Raw genomic sequence first — 15,494 nt, forward strand, 5'->3', positions numbered from 1 at the left:
TGCTTGTTATGAATGAAGCATCAACAGAAACCGTCCTCAGCATCCGTGACCTGAGCGTTGCACTGCCCAAAGGCGCCGACCGCGCCCTGGCGGTGGAAGACGTCAGTTACGACGTCAATCGCGGGGAAATCATGTGTGTGGTGGGCGAGTCCGGTTCGGGCAAGTCGATGGCTGCCAACGCGGTGATGGGACTGCTACCTAAAGGTGTACGCCCGACCCAGGGTGAGATCCTGTTCGAAGGGCAGAACCTGCTCGCCCTGTCGGAAAAGCAGCACCGCGCCCTGCAAGGACTAAAAATCGGCATGATCTTCCAGGAGCCGATGACCGCCCTGAATCCACTGATGCGGGTAGGCGCGCAAATCGCCGAGGTGTTCGAGGCCCACGGCCAGCTCACCGCCAAGGAGCGCCAAACCCGCGCCCTGGAACTGTTGATTGAAGTCGGCATCCCACAGCCGGAAAAGGCCATTCGGGCCTACCCGTTTGAGCTTTCCGGCGGCCAGCGCCAGCGGGTGATGATCGCCATGGCCCTGGCGCTGGAACCCATTCTGTTGATTGCCGATGAGCCCACCACGGCGCTGGATGTCACCACGCAAGCGCAGATTCTGGAACTGATCCGCGATCTCCAGAAGCGCCGCGGTATGGCCGTGATGTTCATCACTCACGACTTTGGCGTGGTGGCGGAGATCGCCAACCGCGTCTGCGTCATGCGCCACGGCAGGATTGTCGAGCTGGGCGACGCCCAGCCGGTGCTCGAAAACCCACAAGACGCCTACACCCAGGCGCTGATTGCGGCGATCCCCAGCAACGCGGTACCACCCCACCGCGAGACGAGCCAGGTGGCGCCGCTTTTGGAAATCAAGCAATTGAGCAAAGTGTTCCGTTCACGGGGCGGCTGGTTTAAAGCTGCCCGGGAGGTACGTGCCCTTGAAGACGTATCGCTCACCTTGGCCAGGGGTGAAACCGTGGGCATTGTCGGTGAGTCCGGTTCCGGGAAATCCACGTTAGGGCGCTGCGTGGTGCGTCTGGAACACCCCGACAGCGGGGAACTGCTGCTGGACGGCATCAATCTCTCGCAGTTGAAAGGGGATACCCTGCGCCGAGAACGTCACCGGGTGCAGATGATCTTTCAGGATCCCTACGCCTCGCTCAATCCACGTACCCGTGTGGGTATGGCGATTGCCCAGGGACCGATCGCCAACGGCACGCCTAAAACCGCGGCGCTTAAGCAGGCCGGTGAGTTGCTCGACATGGTCGGCCTGGGCGCCGGTGCCATGGAGCGTTTTCCCCACGAGTTTTCCGGCGGCCAGCGCCAGCGTATCGGCATTGCCAGGGCACTGGCGCTCAACCCTGAACTGATCGTAGCCGACGAAGCCGTGTCGGCACTGGATGTGTCGATTCAGGCTCAGGTGCTCGAACTGCTGGAAGAGCTAAAGCAGCGGCTATCGTTATCGCTTTTGTTCATCACCCACGACTTGCGCGTCGCCGCGCATGTTTGCGACCGCATTGTGGTCATGCAGCACGGCCGCATTGTCGAACAAGGCAGCGCCGAGCAGATATTCCTAGCCCCGCGCGAGGCCTACACCCAAGACCTGCTCAAGGCGATTCCCGGCCGCGAAGCGCCCGTCGCGGCGACTGCCTGATCAGTTGAAAACTGATCTGTTGAAAACGAAAGGACATTCGAATGCAGATAACGCTGGAGGCACTGCGTGCCATTGTTGGCCCGTCCCACGTGCTAACGGGCGACGATGTACACAGCCGCCGCGTCGACTGGATGACCGGCGCTCCCTGCCAGGCAGGCGCGATTGTCCGCCCTGCGAATACCGAGCAGGTTGCCGCCGTCATGAAGGCATGCCATGCGGTAGAGCAAACAGTGGTAACCCACGGCGGATTAACAGGCTTGGTGCACGGCGCCGAGGCAAGCCCCGATGAACTGGTCATCTCCCTGGAGCGCATGACGGCGATTGAAGCGATTGACCAGGTAGGCGGCACGCTTACCGTGCAGGCAGGAACACCGCTACAGCGGGTTCAGGAGGCTGCGCGGGAGGTCGGTCTGCAGTTTCCGCTGGACCTGGGCGCGCGGGGTAGCTGCACGATTGGCGGCAATATCGCCACCAACGCCGGTGGCGTTCGCGTTATCCGCTACGGCATGATGCGCCAGCAGGTGCTAGGCCTGGAAGCGGTAATGGCCAATGGCCGCGTGATCAGTTCCATGAATCGGATGCTGAAAAACAATGCCGGTTTCGATTTGAAGCAGCTGTTTATCGGCAGCGAAGGCACGCTGGGCATTGTGACCCGCGCGGTACTGCGCCTCCAGCCCCCCACGCCCAGCGAGCAGACGGCACTGGTGGCCTGCCCCTCATTCGAGGCGTTAACCGGTCTGCTCAGCCAGATGGGCAAAGCGCTGGGTGGCAGTCTCGGCGCTTTCGAGGTGATGTGGCAAAACCACTACCGCCTGCTTACCGAAACGCTAGGGCGCCACACGCCGCCGATTGCCCCCGAACACCCCTTTTATGTGATTATTGAGTGCCTGGGCAGCGATGACGAGCGCAACGCCATCCAGTTCCGCGAAGCGCTGGAGAGCGCTTTAGAGAATGAAGTGATTGTCGATGCCGTTATCGCTCAGTCCCACACCCAGCGCGATGGCCTATGGGCGATTCGTGAAGACATCGAAGGGCTGATCAAAGGGCTGGCACCGCTGTTCACCTTCGATGTCAGCCTGCCCATTGCCGATATGCAGCGTTATATCGATGCACTGGAGGCCCAACTGGCACAGCGTTGGCCCGACGCACGCCTCGTGGTGTTTGGTCACCTGGGTGATGGCAACCTGCATATATCCGTCAGCGCCGGGAGCGATGACGTAGCGGTTCGCCGCGAAGTAGAAGCCATGGTGTATCAACCACTGGCGGTGCTGGGCGGCTCGGTCTCCGCCGAACACGGCATCGGCCTGGAGAAGCGCCCTTGGCTCAGCACCTGCCGCTCAACAGATGAAATTGAATTGATGCAGTCACTCAAACAGGCGCTTGACCCGTACCAGTTGCTGAATCGCGGTAAAATTTTAAGCTAACCACTTTCTATCTTTAGGACTCGACTATGCCCCGCTACCCCGACCATCTCACCGGTGAAGGCCCACATAACCCTTTCCCCGGCATCAAGGTGCTGGAGCGCAAGCTTGGCCATGCGGTTCCCTACCAGTTGGGCTCCAACGAGGGCCTGGACATGCCTCACCACGCCCTGCGCGAGCACTTTGGCGATGCCCTGGCGGCCCACGTTTATAGCTACGGCGATGCCGAGGCGTTGGGTATACGCAAGCGCTTGAGCGCCCAGCAGGGCATGCCCCTTGAGACGCTGCTGGTGGATGCCGGCGCCGACAGCCTGATGGCGCTGGCCCTGCGTACCACCTGCGAACCCGGCGATACGGTGGTGAGCACCGCCGGCACCTACCCCACCTTTGGCTATTTCGCCAGGGGGCAGGGCTGCCACCTGGTCGAGCCCAGTTATTTTGAGGCCCCGGGCGTGCTGGCCCCGGACCTTGACGCCCTGGCAATCGCAGCGCAAGACGCCGATGCAAGGATGGTGTATCTGGCCAACCCGGACAACCCCAGCGGCCATTTGCATAGCGATAGCGACATTCTCAAGCTGCGTGAGGCCCTGCCCGACACCTGCTGGTTATTGCTGGACGAGGCCTATGGGGACTTCCGCGACGATGCGGGCAGCGAATTCACCACCCGAGCGATTCCGGGCGTGATCCGCCTGCGCACGCTGTCCAAGGCCCACGGCCTGGCGGGCCTGCGCATTGGCTACACGATTGCCGAGCCCGACGTGCTGGCGATGATGATGAAAGTGCGCATTCACTACGCCGTCTCCACCTTCACCCAGGCCGCCGCCGAAGTGGTGCTCGACCACCCTGACGAGGTGAACCAGCACGTTGCCGACGTAAAAGCCCGCCGTGAGCAGTTGACAGAACACTTCCGCGCGCTGGGAGCGGACGTTCTGCCCAGCGCCACCAACTTTATCGGTATTCGCCTGCCCAGCGCCGAGCTCGCCGCCGAGGTGCACCAGCAACTGCTCGCTGAGGGTGTGTTGGTCGCTCGCCTGGCCCACCCGGAACTTGCCAACGTAATACGCATTACCGCCGTGCAGGCCGCGCTGGAGCCAGGAAGATTGGCGGCGCTAGAGAAGGCAATCAAGACTTAGGCTGGCGTCAGCCAGTGACAAAAATCAGCCAGCTCACCGCGCACCGCCTGGCGATATAAGCGCTGCAGTTGAGCCGTCACGCTGTCGGGGCTGATTGGCTCGTTGACAGGCGTAGCCGCCGCACGGACGCCAATGCGCCGCCCATCCAGTTCGCGCAGCGGTAGTATTTCAGCGGCGGTGCCGGTCAGGAAGGCTTCGTCGGCGGTGTACAGCTCGTCGCGGGTCATCCGCCGCTCGCGCACCTCGATACCCAATTCACGTTGCGCCAGCTGAATCACGCTATCCCGGGTGATGCCCTGCAGGCAGGAGGTCACTTCCGGGGTGTGCAGCACGCCATCGCGCAGCAAAAACACGTTCGCCGCCGAGGCCTCGGCCACGTAGCCCTCCGGATCGAGCATGATGGTTTCATCAAACCCGGCTTTAAGCGCCGTATTCAGCGCCAGCATGGAGTTGACGTAGTGGCCGTTGGTTTTGGCGCGGCAAAGGCTGATATTGACGTGGTGGCGCGCCCAGGAAGAGGTCAGCGCGCGCAGCCCGTGGGTCGCAGCCTGGGGGGAAATGTAAGGGCCCAGATCCCAGGCGGCGATCATCACATGGGTAGTCAAGCCTTGGGCGCGCAGCCCCAGGCCTTCCGCCCCGAAGAATACCGTGGGCTTGAGGTAGGCGTTGCTCAGGCCGTTTTTGGCCAGACAATCGCGCTGGGCGTCGATCAGCGCCGCTTCGCTGAACGGCAGTGGCATATCCAGCGAATGGGCGCTTTCCACCAGGCGGCGGGTGTGCTCGGCGGCTCGGAACAGGTGTGTGCCGTCGGGGCCAGCGTAGGCGCGCACCCCTTCGAAACACCCCATGCCGTAGTGCAGCGTGTGTGTGAACACATGCACCTTGGCGTCGCGCCATTCACGCCATTCGCCGTCCTGCCAGATCCAGCCGTCGCGGTCGTAAAGCGGTGTCATCGGGTGGTTTGCTCCCACTGTTGGCACCAGTCGTCGATCAACGTCTGCTGGTGCGGTTGCAGGGCCTGATAGCCCCAGGCGGCAATTTCATCGTTTTGCGGATCAGGCACGGCAATTTCGCTGCCTGCCAGGGTCTGGATGACGGCGTGGCCGCATAGCGGCGCGTAGCCTTCCGAGTAGCCGCCTTCATGAACAACTACCAGCTTGCCATCGCAGCAGCGCTCGGCCAGCGATTTAAGCTGGGAAGTCATGTCGGCGAACGCCTGGCTATTGAGCAACATTTTGCCTAATGGATCTTTGGCGCAGGCGTCATAACCGCAGGCCACCACGATGAGCTCGGGGTTGAAGGCCTCGAGCGCCGGCAACACCAGTTTTTCCATGGCATAGGCGTAGGCCCCCAGGCCACAACCCGGCGGCAGGGGCAGATTGAGGTTGGCGCCCCGACCGGCCCCCTCACCCTGTTCATCGAAATCACCGGTTTCCAGCGGGTAGTTACCCGCCTGATGGAGCGAAACGGTAAACACCTCTGGTTGGCCATAAAACGCTGCCTGCTGGCCGTTGCCGTGATGTACATCCCAGTCGAGTATTACCACGCGCTTAACCTGCCCCAAGGCGCGGGCACGCATCACCGCCACGGGAATATTGCCCAGCAGGCAGAACCCACGGCCCTGGTCGGCTTCCGCATGGTGACCCGGCGGACGGCAGAGGGCATAGGCGTTGTTCACCCCGCCAAGTGCCACGGCTTCCACAGCAGCGATGGCTAACCCGGCGGATTGCGTGGCTGCCGCCCAACTGCCCGGCATGTAGGGGGCGCAGTCGCCGCCGTTGCCGCCGCGTGATTTGTCTCCTGCCTGCAGTTCGTCCAGGTAGCGCGGGGTGTGAAAGCGCAGCAGATCCTCCAGCGACGCGACAGGTGGTTTAACCACGCTCAATTCATCGATCAGCCCGCTGACTTCGAGGATATTCTTCAGCCGCCGCTTGCTTTCCGGGCTTTCCGAGGCGGGCTGGGGCTGTAGAAACTCACCGGGTGCGGAAAACACCCCAATGGCGCCCTGGTCGTGCCAAAAGCAGCGTTCGTGCCAGTAAAAGCCGGTCGTGCTCATGCCGTAAAGCCCTGCATGAAGGCGCTCAGGTTGGCGCTTAGATACTCGGTGGGATAACCGCCCTCCTGGACCACAACGGTGGGCAACGCCAGTGCGCCCAGACGTTTGCCAAGCTCTACAAAGGCGTCCGTTTCCACGGTGAGCCCTGCCAGCGGGTCATCTTTGTGGGCATCCAACCCCAGCGCTACCACAACGGCATCCGGCGCGTAGCGCTGGAGGTGATCAATTAACACCGCCAGCGCGTCGAGGTAGACCACCTCATCGCTGCCTACCGGCAGGGGCAGATTGACATTTGCGCCGACGCCCTCATCGCTGCCCTCTTCATCAGCACCGCCCCAAAAGAACGGGTAGAAGTCGCTGGGGTCAGCGTGGAGAGAGCCGGTCCAGACATCACAGCGATCATAGAAAATATCCTGGGTACCGTTCCCGTGGTGCAGGTCCACATCGATGATGGCCACCTTGGCAAAGCGTTCGCGCAGCACCGTGGCCGCCAGCGCCGAGTTATTCAACAGGCAGAAGCCCCCGGCGCGTTCAGGCCCGGCATGGTGACCCGGCGGGCGGCACAGCGCGTAGGCCGCTGGTGCTCCATCAAGCACTTCTTCTGCAGCGGCTTCAGCGCTGGCGGCTGACGCCAGCGCGCCTTGAAAGCTGGTGGCACTTAGTGGGCAGGCCATATCATGCAGATGCCAGCCCGCCTGGCCGATCGGGTGGCGTGGGTAGTGGTGACCACCGCCGCAGGGATGAACGTTGGGGGCAACCACCTCCGCCGCATTGGGCAGGGTCTGCCAACGGGCATAAATGGTATCCAGAAATGTCAGGTAGCGCGGTGTATGGATTTGCTCCAGGCGCTTGCGCAGCGTCGGCGAATCCGCCTCTCTGGGGGCGGTCAGGGTCAGTCCTGCGTTGGTCAAACCCTGGGTAAGCAACTCGGCGCGCAGTGGGCCTTCCGGTGAAGGCGCAGGCTGGCCGCGCAACAGAAACGTTGGCGGCGCGTGGTAGGCCTGATCAGGATGGTAGAAGCATTTCATGGTCAAATTTGCAATCCTTGGCAGCCCGTTAGAGTAAAGAAGGAATCCAGGTAGAAAGCGCTGGGAACGCCGCCAGCAGTACAATTACCACTAAAAACGACACGTAAAACGGCAGCGAGGCCACAATGGCCCGCTCATAGGGCACCTCGGCGATTCGCGCGGCGGTCATCAGCGTCATCCCCACGGGTGGTGTTACATTGGAGATATTGAGCACCACGATCATCAGGATGGCGAAGTGCAGCGGGTCGAAACCCAACTGAATCATGGCGGGTACCAGCACCGGGGCAATCACCACCAGCGCGGGCAGCACATCCATCACCGTACCAATCACGATGAGCAGCAGGCAGACCAGCATCAATTGCACAAAGGCCGCATCGCTGACGGTGGTGATCATGCTCGCCGCATCCCGGGCAATGCCCGAGCGGGTGACAAACCAGCCCAGCACGGCCGACGTTGCCAGTAGAAAAAACACCACCCCGGAGAAACGAACCGTGGTGACCAGGGAATCCCAGATCTTGCGCCAGGTGAGGTTACGGTAGAACACCACGCCGATCACGATGGCGTAGACCGCGGCAAAGCCCGAGGCTTCGGTAATCGTCGTCAGCCCTGAGAGAATCCCGCCCAGAATGATCAGCGGCACCACCATGGCGGGAAGCGCCAGCAGAAACGCCATGACCGCCATCTTGAACGGCGTCGGCGCTTGCTTGGGGTAGTTGCGCTTCCAGGCCAGGAAAAAGCTCACGCCCAGCAGCGCCAATGCCATGATCAGGCCTGGAATAATGCCTCCAGCAAACAGGTCAATCACTGAAATATCCCGCAACAGCGTGGCGTAGACCACCATCACCACGCTGGGCGGAATAATCGGCCCGATGATCGAAGAGCAGGCGGTGACCGCCGCGGCGTACTCGGCATCGTAGCCCTGCTTTTTCATCTCGGGGATCATGATCTTGCCGATCGCGACGGTGTCGGTCACCGCCGCGCCGGTCAGCCCGGCAAAAAACACCGAGACGGAGATATTCACGTGGGAGAGCGAGCCGCGCACCCGGCCAAACAGCGCATTGTTGAACGCAATCAGCTTATGGGTCAGCCCGCCCTGGTTCATCAGCTCGGCGGTGAAAATAAAGTAGGGCACAGCGATCAGCAGAAAGCCCGACACACCGGAGAACATGCGGTCGGCAATGATGCCCAGCATGCGCTCGCCGCCGATGGCAAAGCCACCGGCCAGCCCTGACATGGCCATCACCACGGCCACCGGCGCGCCGATGAAGAGCAGCAGTACGAAGACGATAATCGCAGGCGTCATGAGCGGTGCTCCCCGTCGGCCGAGTCGATGAGCTCGCCGATCACGTCGTTATCATCGATAAAGTGCTCCAGTAGTGAAAAGCCATGTACCAGGTGGAGCAGCATGATGACGCCGCTGAGAGGTACCACGATGGCAGTCACCTTGCTGGGAATTTGAATTTGTGCGGACACCATGTAGACCTGGGTGGCGCTAGTGAAGTAATTCCAGCCGTACCAGGTGAGCATCACCGCAAACAGCGCAATCACCGCCAGGCACAGACCGGCCGCCACCTGCACCATGACGCGGGGCAAACTGCGCACCAGCAGGGTCATGGCCACGTGTTCGCCGTAGCGCAGCGAAATGGTCATTGATAAAAAGCCGATCCATGGCAAAAACAGTCGCGCCAGTGAGTACGTCCAGCTTAGCGTGCTGCCGGTCACCAGCTTGTAGATAAACGCGGTGAAGGAGATGCCCAGCATCGCCAGGATACAGCCCACACACACCACGATGGCCACCTGATTGACGCTATCGCTCAGGCGGCGCAACGGTTGTAATACGCCCATGACACCCCCTCATGCAACGCCCGCCAATCACGTTATACGCCGGGGCAGCAAGTGCCGCCCCGGCGGCGATCAGCAGCGCGTCACTATGGACATGCGTTTATTGGCCATAAACACGGTAGTCTTCCTCGGCAACTGTTTGGCCGACGCTTTCAACTTCGTCCAGTAGCCCCTGCACACGGGCTTCGTCCATGCCGAAGTCATCGACAATCCACTCCTGCCAGGCAGGGCGGGCAATCTCGGCCATGCGTTCGCGCTCTTCATCGGGCATCAGGTAGCACTCTTCAAAGCGTTCGCAGGATTCCACCCAGCTGGCGGTGGCCAGTGCACCGGACATGCCGTGGCTCATCTGGATCGCCTCCCGCGCGGAGGTAATCAGCACCTGCTGCTGCTCTTCGGGCAGCGATTGGTACCACGACTCGCTGACCATCCAGGGGGCGCTGTTATACACATGCCCGGTGAGCGTGGTGTAGTCGGTGACGGCATCGAAGTTGAAGGTGGTGTTGAGCACCGGGGCATTGAACTGACCATCGGCAAGGCCGGTTTCCAGCGCGGTGATCAGCTCACCCCAGGGCAGCGGTGTGGCAGAAGCCCCGAGAGATTGCATGATGGCGACATGGGCGGGGTTTTCTTCAGTGCGGATATTGAGCCCTTCCAGGTCTTCGACAGTCTCGATCAAGCGCACGTTGTTGGTAAACGCCACGAAGCCGCCGCCATCATCGAAGGTGCCGAGGTAGCGCATATCGGCGTCTTCAATGGTGCCGGACATGAAGTCAGCGAACCATTCACTGTCGAAGAAGGTCCAGGCTTGTCGCCAGTTAGTGAACAGGAAGGGTGCCGTGACCACCTGATAGTCGTCATAGAAAGACGACATGGCCCCGGCCGACATGATCGTCGACTGTAATGTACGCCCGCCCTGTACTTCCGAGCCATTCTCAACCTCGGAGCCTAACTGGCCGCCACCGAAGATGTTGACCGTCAGATCCCCGTCGGTACGTGCCTCGACAAGATTTTTGAAGTGCACCAACGCCGGATAAATCGCGTTATTGCTCATGTCCTCCGGCAGTTGGGTGGCGATCACCATTTCATTGGATTGCGCCTGGGCATTAGCACTGGCAATGGCCAGGGGGAGTGCTGCCAGGGCGGCAATCAATATGGATTTGCTAGTGTTCATAACATACCTCGTTTTGGTTGTTGGTCGGTCTTGGTTATGACTGGCGTTACCACCTGATCGGTAGCGATTTCTTTGTTGTGTGGGTTATTCGGGAAGTGACTCCCATACTTCAATGGCGGCAGCGAGATCCTCAAGCGACGCGCCTACCGACTTGAACAGCGTAATCGCCTCCTTTCCCGAGCGTCCGGGCTTGGTGTCAGAAAGCACTTCAGCAAGCTCTGCCTGAATCTGGTCGAGCTGAAACTCCCCTTCCTCAACCGCCTGCAGAATATCCCCCGCCTCGCCTTGGGCACCGGCGTAGGTATCCACAAATACCTCGGCGCGGCGCAAACACAGGGCATCGGTTTCGCGCATTTGTGGACGAAACGCGCCAATCAAGTCCAGGTGAGTGCCCTGGGTCAGCCATTCACCCTTGATCAGCGGCTGGGTGGAAAGCGTCACACAGCTGATGATGTCGGCCTCAGCCACGGCATCGGCCAGCTCGTCTACTACCTGTGTCTCGAAGCGTTCGGCGTAATCGTCGGCAATCGCTGCCGCCTTGCTGGGGTTGCGTCCCCAAATCAGCACCCGCTTGATAGGCCGCACGCTGGCGTGGGCTTCAATCACCATCGGCGCCAGCTTGCCAGTGCCTACGACCAGCAGGGTATCGGCGTCTTCATTCGCCAAGGCCTGGGCGGCAAGCGCCGACGCCGCGGCCGTGCGACGCCGGGTAAGCTCGCTGCCATCGATGCATGCCAACGGCTGTCCGTGCTTGCCCTCGCTGAGCAGATAAAGCCCGGAGATAGCAGGGACGCCATGGTCGGCGTTTTGCGGAAACACATTGACCATCTTGACGCCGATATACCCGGCTTCTTCCCAGGCGGGCATCAGCAGCATGGTGGCTTCGCCATCTGGCCGGTGCATGGCGTGATGGTGGCGCGGTGGCGACTCAACGCCATTCACGAAGGTGGCATGCAGCCGCTTGACCAGACCATCCCAACCCAGTGTTTGAGCGACGTCTTGTGCAGATACTACCCGCATATCAGGCCTCCGGCAGTGCGGCAATCACCATGATTTCCACCTTCCACTCGGGCTTGGCGAGCTTGGCTTCGACGGCAGCGCGCACGGGCGGGCGACCCGGCACGACCCAGGCATCCCAGGCGGCGTTCATCTGGTCGAACTCTGCCATGCTGGTGACCCAGATTTGCGCTGAAAGCAGCTGTTCTTTGGAGGTGCCGGCCTGGGCCAGTAGTTGATCAATACGTGCCAGCACTTGTTCGGTTTGCCCGCGCATATCCGCCGAGGCATCCATGGGGACCTGGCCCGCGAGGTAAACGGTGCCGTTATGAACCGCCACTTGGCTCATACGCGCATTGCTGTCTTGGTAAGTAACGCTCACTGGGTCTCTCCATCAAAAGGGCTTCTTCAGAGACTAGAACGCTATTGGGCAAATTACTTGCCCGACACTGCGGCAAGTTTGCCCGTAAGTCATGTAAACCGATCTCAGGATGGTGCCCGGTTCGAGGTAACGCCTATCGGTCAGACGAGGGAGAGATGTCAAAATAGCGCCGGTACGCGCGGGAGAAGCTGCCCTGATCGCGAAAGCCGACCAGCATGGCGACATGCCCCAGGCTAAGCGTGCTGTGCCGTACCAACGTACGCGCATGCTCCAGGCGTCGGCGCTGAACATAGGCCAGCGGCGTCACGCCGGTCAGCTCGCGGAAACAGGTGTGGAAATGCCCCGGGCTCAAGGCACACAGTGCGGCCAGCTGCTCCACGCGAATGTCGTCGGCAAGGTGCTGATCCAACCAGGCATCCAGACGGGCGAGGTCGAGGCGTTCGCTGATGCAGTGCTGTCCCAATTGCTCAGCTACATCAGAGGTGGTGTCGTGCAGATACATGGTCAGCGCACGTAATAGCAGAATGGCGATTTCATTCTGCAGCGCAGGGCACTGCTCAAGCTGGCTGGCCAGGGCGTGGGTAAGCTGATTTAACCCAGGTGGCACGCTGAAAAAACGCGGCTTATCGAACAGGCGCTCAATCTCACTGCCTTTTTCAAGCGTGGCCAGTTGAGCAACGGGAACGTCCAGCACCAAGGTACGATTACTGCCATCGCCCTGGTACTCATGATGGCGCGACGCAGGAATCAGACACCCGCGACGGGCAGTCACCCTTTCCCCCTGCCCTTCCATCGAAAGCTCCGTGACACCACAGGTCGCCAGTATCAGTTGATGAAAATCGTGGGTATGGGCCACCTGCTCCTGGGACAAGTTGCGGCTGTGCAGCTCAAAAAGGGACATGGTGGAGTTCCGTCTTTCATCGAAGGCTGTTCAGACACTCACTATAAGACGGCGAGACAACAAAATGCGAGAGGTTAGCCAACTGTGCGTTAACGCTACTCCGGATACGTGCAATGTGGATGACAAGCTGTCATCTGCAAGTCATGGATTCGGGTTAGGGTGGAAATATGCTGCCATAAGAGTTTAGACAACATGCCACAGCGTCGACGCCCTCCTCTCAACTCTCCGCTCAGTGACCAGGAAGTCGCGGCGCTAACCCATTTAGCCAACGGCAATGCTCTCTATCTGCAACGTGAGACTGACCGCGAGGCTCGGCGGGAATCGGCGTTGGCGCTGCTTCACTCAACGGCCTCAATGGCTAACGCGCAGCCGGGATGCATGAAAGTACTGATGATTTCGGATGTCTACTTTCCCCGCGTCAATGGCGTCTCCACCTCGATTGCCAGCTTTCGCGGTGCCCTTGAACGCCTGGGCCACTCGGTCACGCTGATCTGCCCCGACTACCCGTTGGGCCAAGTGGACGAACCGGGTGTACTGCGTATCCGCTCGCACCCGGTGCCCGGCGATCCAGAGGATCGCATTATGCGCTACCGCGATCTGCTCGCTCTGACACCACAGCTTGCAGGCAAGGCTTTTGATGTTATTCATGTCCATACGCCCTTTACCGCCCACTATGCGGGTATTGCTCTGGGTCGCCGGCTCGGGCTTCCGGTGGTAGCGACCTACCACACGCTTTTTGAGGCGTATGTTCATCACTATATCCGCTGGTTACCAGGACGCTGGCTGCGCTTTGCGGCACGCAGGCTTTCAGTGCACCAGTGCCAGCAGCTAAATGCCTTAGTGGCACCTTCACGGGCGATGCAGCAAGCAGTCGCCCACTACGGCGTGACGACACCCATCACGGTGATTGCCACTGGTTTAGCGCTAGAAGCGTTTTGTCAGCCTCAAGACCAGCGCGACTTTCGGGCTCACCACGATCTGCCTAGCGAAGCGCGGCTGCTGCTCTATGTCGGCCGTGCCGCCTTTGAGAAGAACATCGATTTTCTGATCGATATGCTGCCGCAGGTATTAACCGAACACCCCACCACCCGGCTAATCATTACCGGCGAAGGTCCGGCCCATGCTTCGCTTGTACGTCGCGCCCAGGACGTTGGCGTGTCAGACGCCGTAATTTTCCTTGGCTATCTCGACCGCCACGGCCCACTGCAAGCCGTCTACCGCGCTGCCGACGTTTTCGTCTTTGCATCACGCACAGAAACCCAGGGACTGGTACTGCTGGAGGCGATGGCGCTGGGCACACCGGTCGTTTCCACTGCCACGATGGGCACGCTTGATGTATTAAAAGAAGGAGAAGGCTGCCTGATCGCCGAGGAAAACCATAACGACTTCGCCACTAAAGTTAACCAGCTATTAAGCGATGAAACACACCGAGCACAGCTCGCCCTGCGCGGCCAAACCTATGCCGCCAGCTGGCATGAGGACACCCAGAGTGCCGCGCTGGTTGCTCTTTATCGAAGGTTGGCGGCTGAGCGTCTGGCTAATACGGGGAAGGAAGTAAGGAAGTAAGGGCTGGAGTCTCTATTGACACTTTGTGGACACTTTTGAAGTACCAGCAATGAAAAAGGGCCTAGCGATGAACGCTAAGCCCTTGATATATATATGGTGCCGGTGGCCAGACTCGAACTGGCACGCCTGTTACAGCGGCGGATTTTGAATCCGCTGCGTCTACCAATTCCGCCACACCGGCAATGGCTGCGCATTATACGTAGATCACCTTCTAGGTCAATCACATTGACTGACTTTATCCACGTAAAGCGCTATCCTATGCCGCCCGTTTGGTCACCGATATAGAGCTTTATTCATGCAGCGCGCGGATTTTCACTTTGAGCTACCCGACGAGCTTATCGCCCGTTACCCGTCTGAACAGCGTAGCGACTGCCGTTTGCTATGCGTGGATGGCCAGAGCGGTGGGCTAGAACACCGTCGTTTTCCCGACTTGCTTGAGCTGCTTGAACCCGGCGACCTGCTGGTGTTCAACGACACTCGAGTGATCCCGGCGCGCCTGCACGGCCAGAAAACCAGCGGTGGCAAGGTGGAAATGCTACTTGAACGCCCGCTGGATGCGCACCGCGGTCTCGCGCATATCCGTTCGAGCAAATCTCCCAAGCCCGGCACCGAGCTGATCTTTGAAGGCGATATTCACGCCGTCGTGGAAGGCCGTCGTGATGCGCTGTTCGAACTGCGCTTTCTGGGCGACACGCCAATGATTGCGCTGCTCGAAGCCCACGGCCATATGCCCCTGCCGCCCTACATTACCCGGGAAGACGAGCTCAGCGACCGCGAGCGCTATCAAACCGTCTATGCCCGGCGTGATGGTGCGGTGGCAGCACCTACGGCAGGCCTGCACTTCGATCAGCCGCTGCTCGATGCGCTGGCAGAAAAAGGGATCAACAGCGCCTTCGTGACCTTGCACGTCGGCGCTGGGACCTTCCAGCCGGTGCGCGTGGACAACATTCTAGAGCACCACATGCATAGCGAGTGGATTGATGTCTCAGAAGACACCTGCCAGCAGGTGCGCGCCACACAGGCAGCGGGCAAGCGGGTGATTGCGGTGGGTACGACCAGCGTGCGCTGCCTGGAGAGCGCCTGCCTCGAGAGCCCGGACAATCAAATTGCCCCGTTCAGTGGCGATACCGATATCTTCATCTACCCCGGCTATGAATGGCGCTGTGTGGATGCGCTGATCACCAATTTCCACCTGCCCGAATCAACACTGTTAATGCTGGTTTCGGCATTCGCAGGTTACGATAACATCATGCACGCCTATCAAGCGGCGGTTGACGAGCGCTATGCGTTTTTCAGCTATGGCGATGCCATGCTGCTGACCCGCTGATCATGTCGCGCTTTAACCGCTTTCTGAA

Annotated in this window: 14 protein-coding genes and 1 tRNA gene; 5 read left to right on the top strand and 10 right to left on the bottom strand. The window is 60.3% G+C overall.

What is annotated here, in order from left to right:
- The first annotated feature begins 8 nt into the window (after nt 1–8).
- Genes QC816_RS11650 through QC816_RS11660 form a run of 3 tightly spaced genes read left to right on the top strand, consistent with a single transcriptional unit; the run spans nt 9 to nt 4,194 of the window.
- Nucleotides 9–1,640 carry an ABC transporter ATP-binding protein gene (locus tag QC816_RS11650; protein ID WP_309782349.1) on the top strand — a complete coding sequence of 544 codons (1,632 nt, stop codon included), beginning with the start codon at nt 9–11 and terminating at the stop codon, nt 1,638–1,640.
- 41 nt (nt 1,641–1,681) lie between these two features.
- The gene (locus tag QC816_RS11655) at nt 1,682–3,064 is read left to right on the top strand and encodes an FAD-binding oxidoreductase (RefSeq protein WP_309782351.1); all 1,383 of its coding nucleotides are present in this window, start codon (nt 1,682–1,684) and stop codon (nt 3,062–3,064) included.
- A 26-nt stretch (nt 3,065–3,090) separates the two neighbouring features.
- Nucleotides 3,091–4,194 carry a pyridoxal phosphate-dependent aminotransferase gene (locus tag QC816_RS11660; protein WP_309782353.1) on the top strand — a complete coding sequence of 368 codons (1,104 nt, stop codon included), beginning with the start codon at nt 3,091–3,093 and terminating at the stop codon, nt 4,192–4,194.
- Here the strand turns inward: QC816_RS11660 and QC816_RS11665 are convergent.
- From QC816_RS11665 to QC816_RS11705, 9 genes are all read right to left on the bottom strand, one after another.
- On the bottom strand, nt 4,191–5,147 hold the full coding sequence (locus QC816_RS11665) for a branched-chain amino acid transaminase (RefSeq protein ID WP_309782355.1): 957 nt from the start codon (nt 5,145–5,147) through the stop codon (nt 4,191–4,193). The two genes, QC816_RS11660 and QC816_RS11665, sit on opposite strands and share 4 nt — an antisense overlap.
- A complete protein-coding gene (locus tag QC816_RS11670; RefSeq protein ID WP_309782357.1) occupies nt 5,144–6,250 on the bottom strand; it encodes a class II histone deacetylase in 1,107 nt (368 codons plus the stop codon). Before QC816_RS11670 ends, QC816_RS11665 begins: the two co-directional genes overlap by 4 nt.
- Entirely contained in the window at nt 6,247–7,278 is a 1,032-nt protein-coding gene (locus QC816_RS11675; RefSeq protein ID WP_264824639.1) for a histone deacetylase family protein, read from the bottom strand. Before QC816_RS11675 ends, QC816_RS11670 begins: the two co-directional genes overlap by 4 nt.
- A 28-nt stretch (nt 7,279–7,306) precedes the next feature.
- Nucleotides 7,307–8,581, bottom strand: coding sequence for a TRAP transporter large permease (locus tag QC816_RS11680; RefSeq protein ID WP_085918445.1), 1,275 nt, complete (start codon nt 8,579–8,581; stop codon nt 7,307–7,309).
- Entirely contained in the window at nt 8,578–9,123 is a 546-nt protein-coding gene (locus QC816_RS11685) for a TRAP transporter small permease (RefSeq protein ID WP_085918444.1), read from the bottom strand. The genes QC816_RS11680 and QC816_RS11685 overlap by 4 nt, the downstream gene beginning before the upstream one ends.
- 97 nt (nt 9,124–9,220) lie before the next feature.
- Nucleotides 9,221–10,294 (bottom strand): TRAP transporter substrate-binding protein DctP, encoded by a 1,074-nt coding sequence (gene dctP, locus QC816_RS11690; protein WP_309782359.1) that lies wholly within the window; start codon nt 10,292–10,294, stop codon nt 9,221–9,223.
- Nucleotides 10,295–10,378: 84 nt separating this feature from the next.
- Nucleotides 10,379–11,314 (bottom strand): bifunctional Delta(1)-pyrroline-2-carboxylate/Delta(1)-piperideine-2-carboxylate reductase, encoded by a 936-nt coding sequence (gene lhpI, locus QC816_RS11695; RefSeq protein WP_085918443.1) that lies wholly within the window; start codon nt 11,312–11,314, stop codon nt 10,379–10,381.
- A 1-nt stretch (nt 11,315) separates the two neighbouring features.
- Complete coding sequence (locus QC816_RS11700) at nt 11,316–11,672, bottom strand: RidA family protein (protein ID WP_309782361.1); 357 nt, start codon at nt 11,670–11,672, stop codon at nt 11,316–11,318.
- Nucleotides 11,673–11,805: 133 nt separating this feature from the next.
- Nucleotides 11,806–12,573, bottom strand: a complete 768-nt coding sequence (locus QC816_RS11705) for a helix-turn-helix transcriptional regulator (RefSeq protein ID WP_085918441.1) — start codon at nt 12,571–12,573, stop codon at nt 11,806–11,808.
- 192 nt (nt 12,574–12,765) lie between these two features.
- On the opposite strand from QC816_RS11705, the gene QC816_RS11710 reads away from it, so the two are divergent.
- The gene (locus QC816_RS11710; RefSeq protein WP_309782363.1) at nt 12,766–14,139 is read left to right on the top strand and encodes a glycosyltransferase; all 1,374 of its coding nucleotides are present in this window, start codon (nt 12,766–12,768) and stop codon (nt 14,137–14,139) included.
- A gap of 94 nt (nt 14,140–14,233) precedes the next feature.
- Here QC816_RS11710 and QC816_RS11715 read toward each other — a convergent pair.
- Nucleotides 14,234–14,320, bottom strand: a tRNA-Leu gene (locus QC816_RS11715).
- A 114-nt stretch (nt 14,321–14,434) separates the two neighbouring features.
- Here QC816_RS11715 and queA point away from each other — a divergent pair.
- On the top strand, nt 14,435–15,466 hold the full coding sequence (queA, locus tag QC816_RS11720) for a tRNA preQ1(34) S-adenosylmethionine ribosyltransferase-isomerase QueA (protein ID WP_309782365.1): 1,032 nt from the start codon (nt 14,435–14,437) through the stop codon (nt 15,464–15,466).
- Nucleotides 15,467–15,494 lie beyond the last annotated feature (28 nt).

It is taken from the genome of Vreelandella janggokensis, from assembly GCF_031451615.1.
Lineage (GTDB): Bacteria > Pseudomonadota > Gammaproteobacteria > Pseudomonadales > Halomonadaceae > Vreelandella > Vreelandella janggokensis.

What these genes read in the sequence shown, in the direction of transcription:
- QC816_RS11650 (WP_309782349.1), top strand. Translation starts at nt 9, where the DNA reads ATGAATGAAGCATCAACAGAAACCGTCCTCAGCATCCGTGACCTGAGC.
- QC816_RS11655 (WP_309782351.1), top strand. Translation starts at nt 1,682, where the DNA reads ATGCAGATAACGCTGGAGGCACTGCGTGCCATTGTTGGCCCGTCCCAC.
- QC816_RS11660 (WP_309782353.1), top strand. Translation starts at nt 3,091, where the DNA reads ATGCCCCGCTACCCCGACCATCTCACCGGTGAAGGCCCACATAACCCT.
- QC816_RS11665 (WP_309782355.1), bottom strand. Translation starts at nt 5,147, where the DNA reads ATGACACCGCTTTACGACCGCGACGGCTGGATCTGGCAGGACGGCGAA.
- QC816_RS11670 (WP_309782357.1), bottom strand. Translation starts at nt 6,250, where the DNA reads ATGAGCACGACCGGCTTTTACTGGCACGAACGCTGCTTTTGGCACGAC.
- QC816_RS11675 (WP_264824639.1), bottom strand. Translation starts at nt 7,278, where the DNA reads ATGAAATGCTTCTACCATCCTGATCAGGCCTACCACGCGCCGCCAACG.
- QC816_RS11680 (WP_085918445.1), bottom strand. Translation starts at nt 8,581, where the DNA reads ATGACGCCTGCGATTATCGTCTTCGTACTGCTGCTCTTCATCGGCGCG.
- QC816_RS11685 (WP_085918444.1), bottom strand. Translation starts at nt 9,123, where the DNA reads ATGGGCGTATTACAACCGTTGCGCCGCCTGAGCGATAGCGTCAATCAG.
- dctP (WP_309782359.1), bottom strand. Translation starts at nt 10,294, where the DNA reads ATGAACACTAGCAAATCCATATTGATTGCCGCCCTGGCAGCACTCCCC.
- lhpI (WP_085918443.1), bottom strand. Translation starts at nt 11,314, where the DNA reads ATGCGGGTAGTATCTGCACAAGACGTCGCTCAAACACTGGGTTGGGAT.
- QC816_RS11705 (WP_085918441.1), bottom strand. Translation starts at nt 12,573, where the DNA reads ATGTCCCTTTTTGAGCTGCACAGCCGCAACTTGTCCCAGGAGCAGGTG.
- QC816_RS11710 (WP_309782363.1), top strand. Translation starts at nt 12,766, where the DNA reads ATGCCACAGCGTCGACGCCCTCCTCTCAACTCTCCGCTCAGTGACCAG.
- queA (WP_309782365.1), top strand. Translation starts at nt 14,435, where the DNA reads ATGCAGCGCGCGGATTTTCACTTTGAGCTACCCGACGAGCTTATCGCC.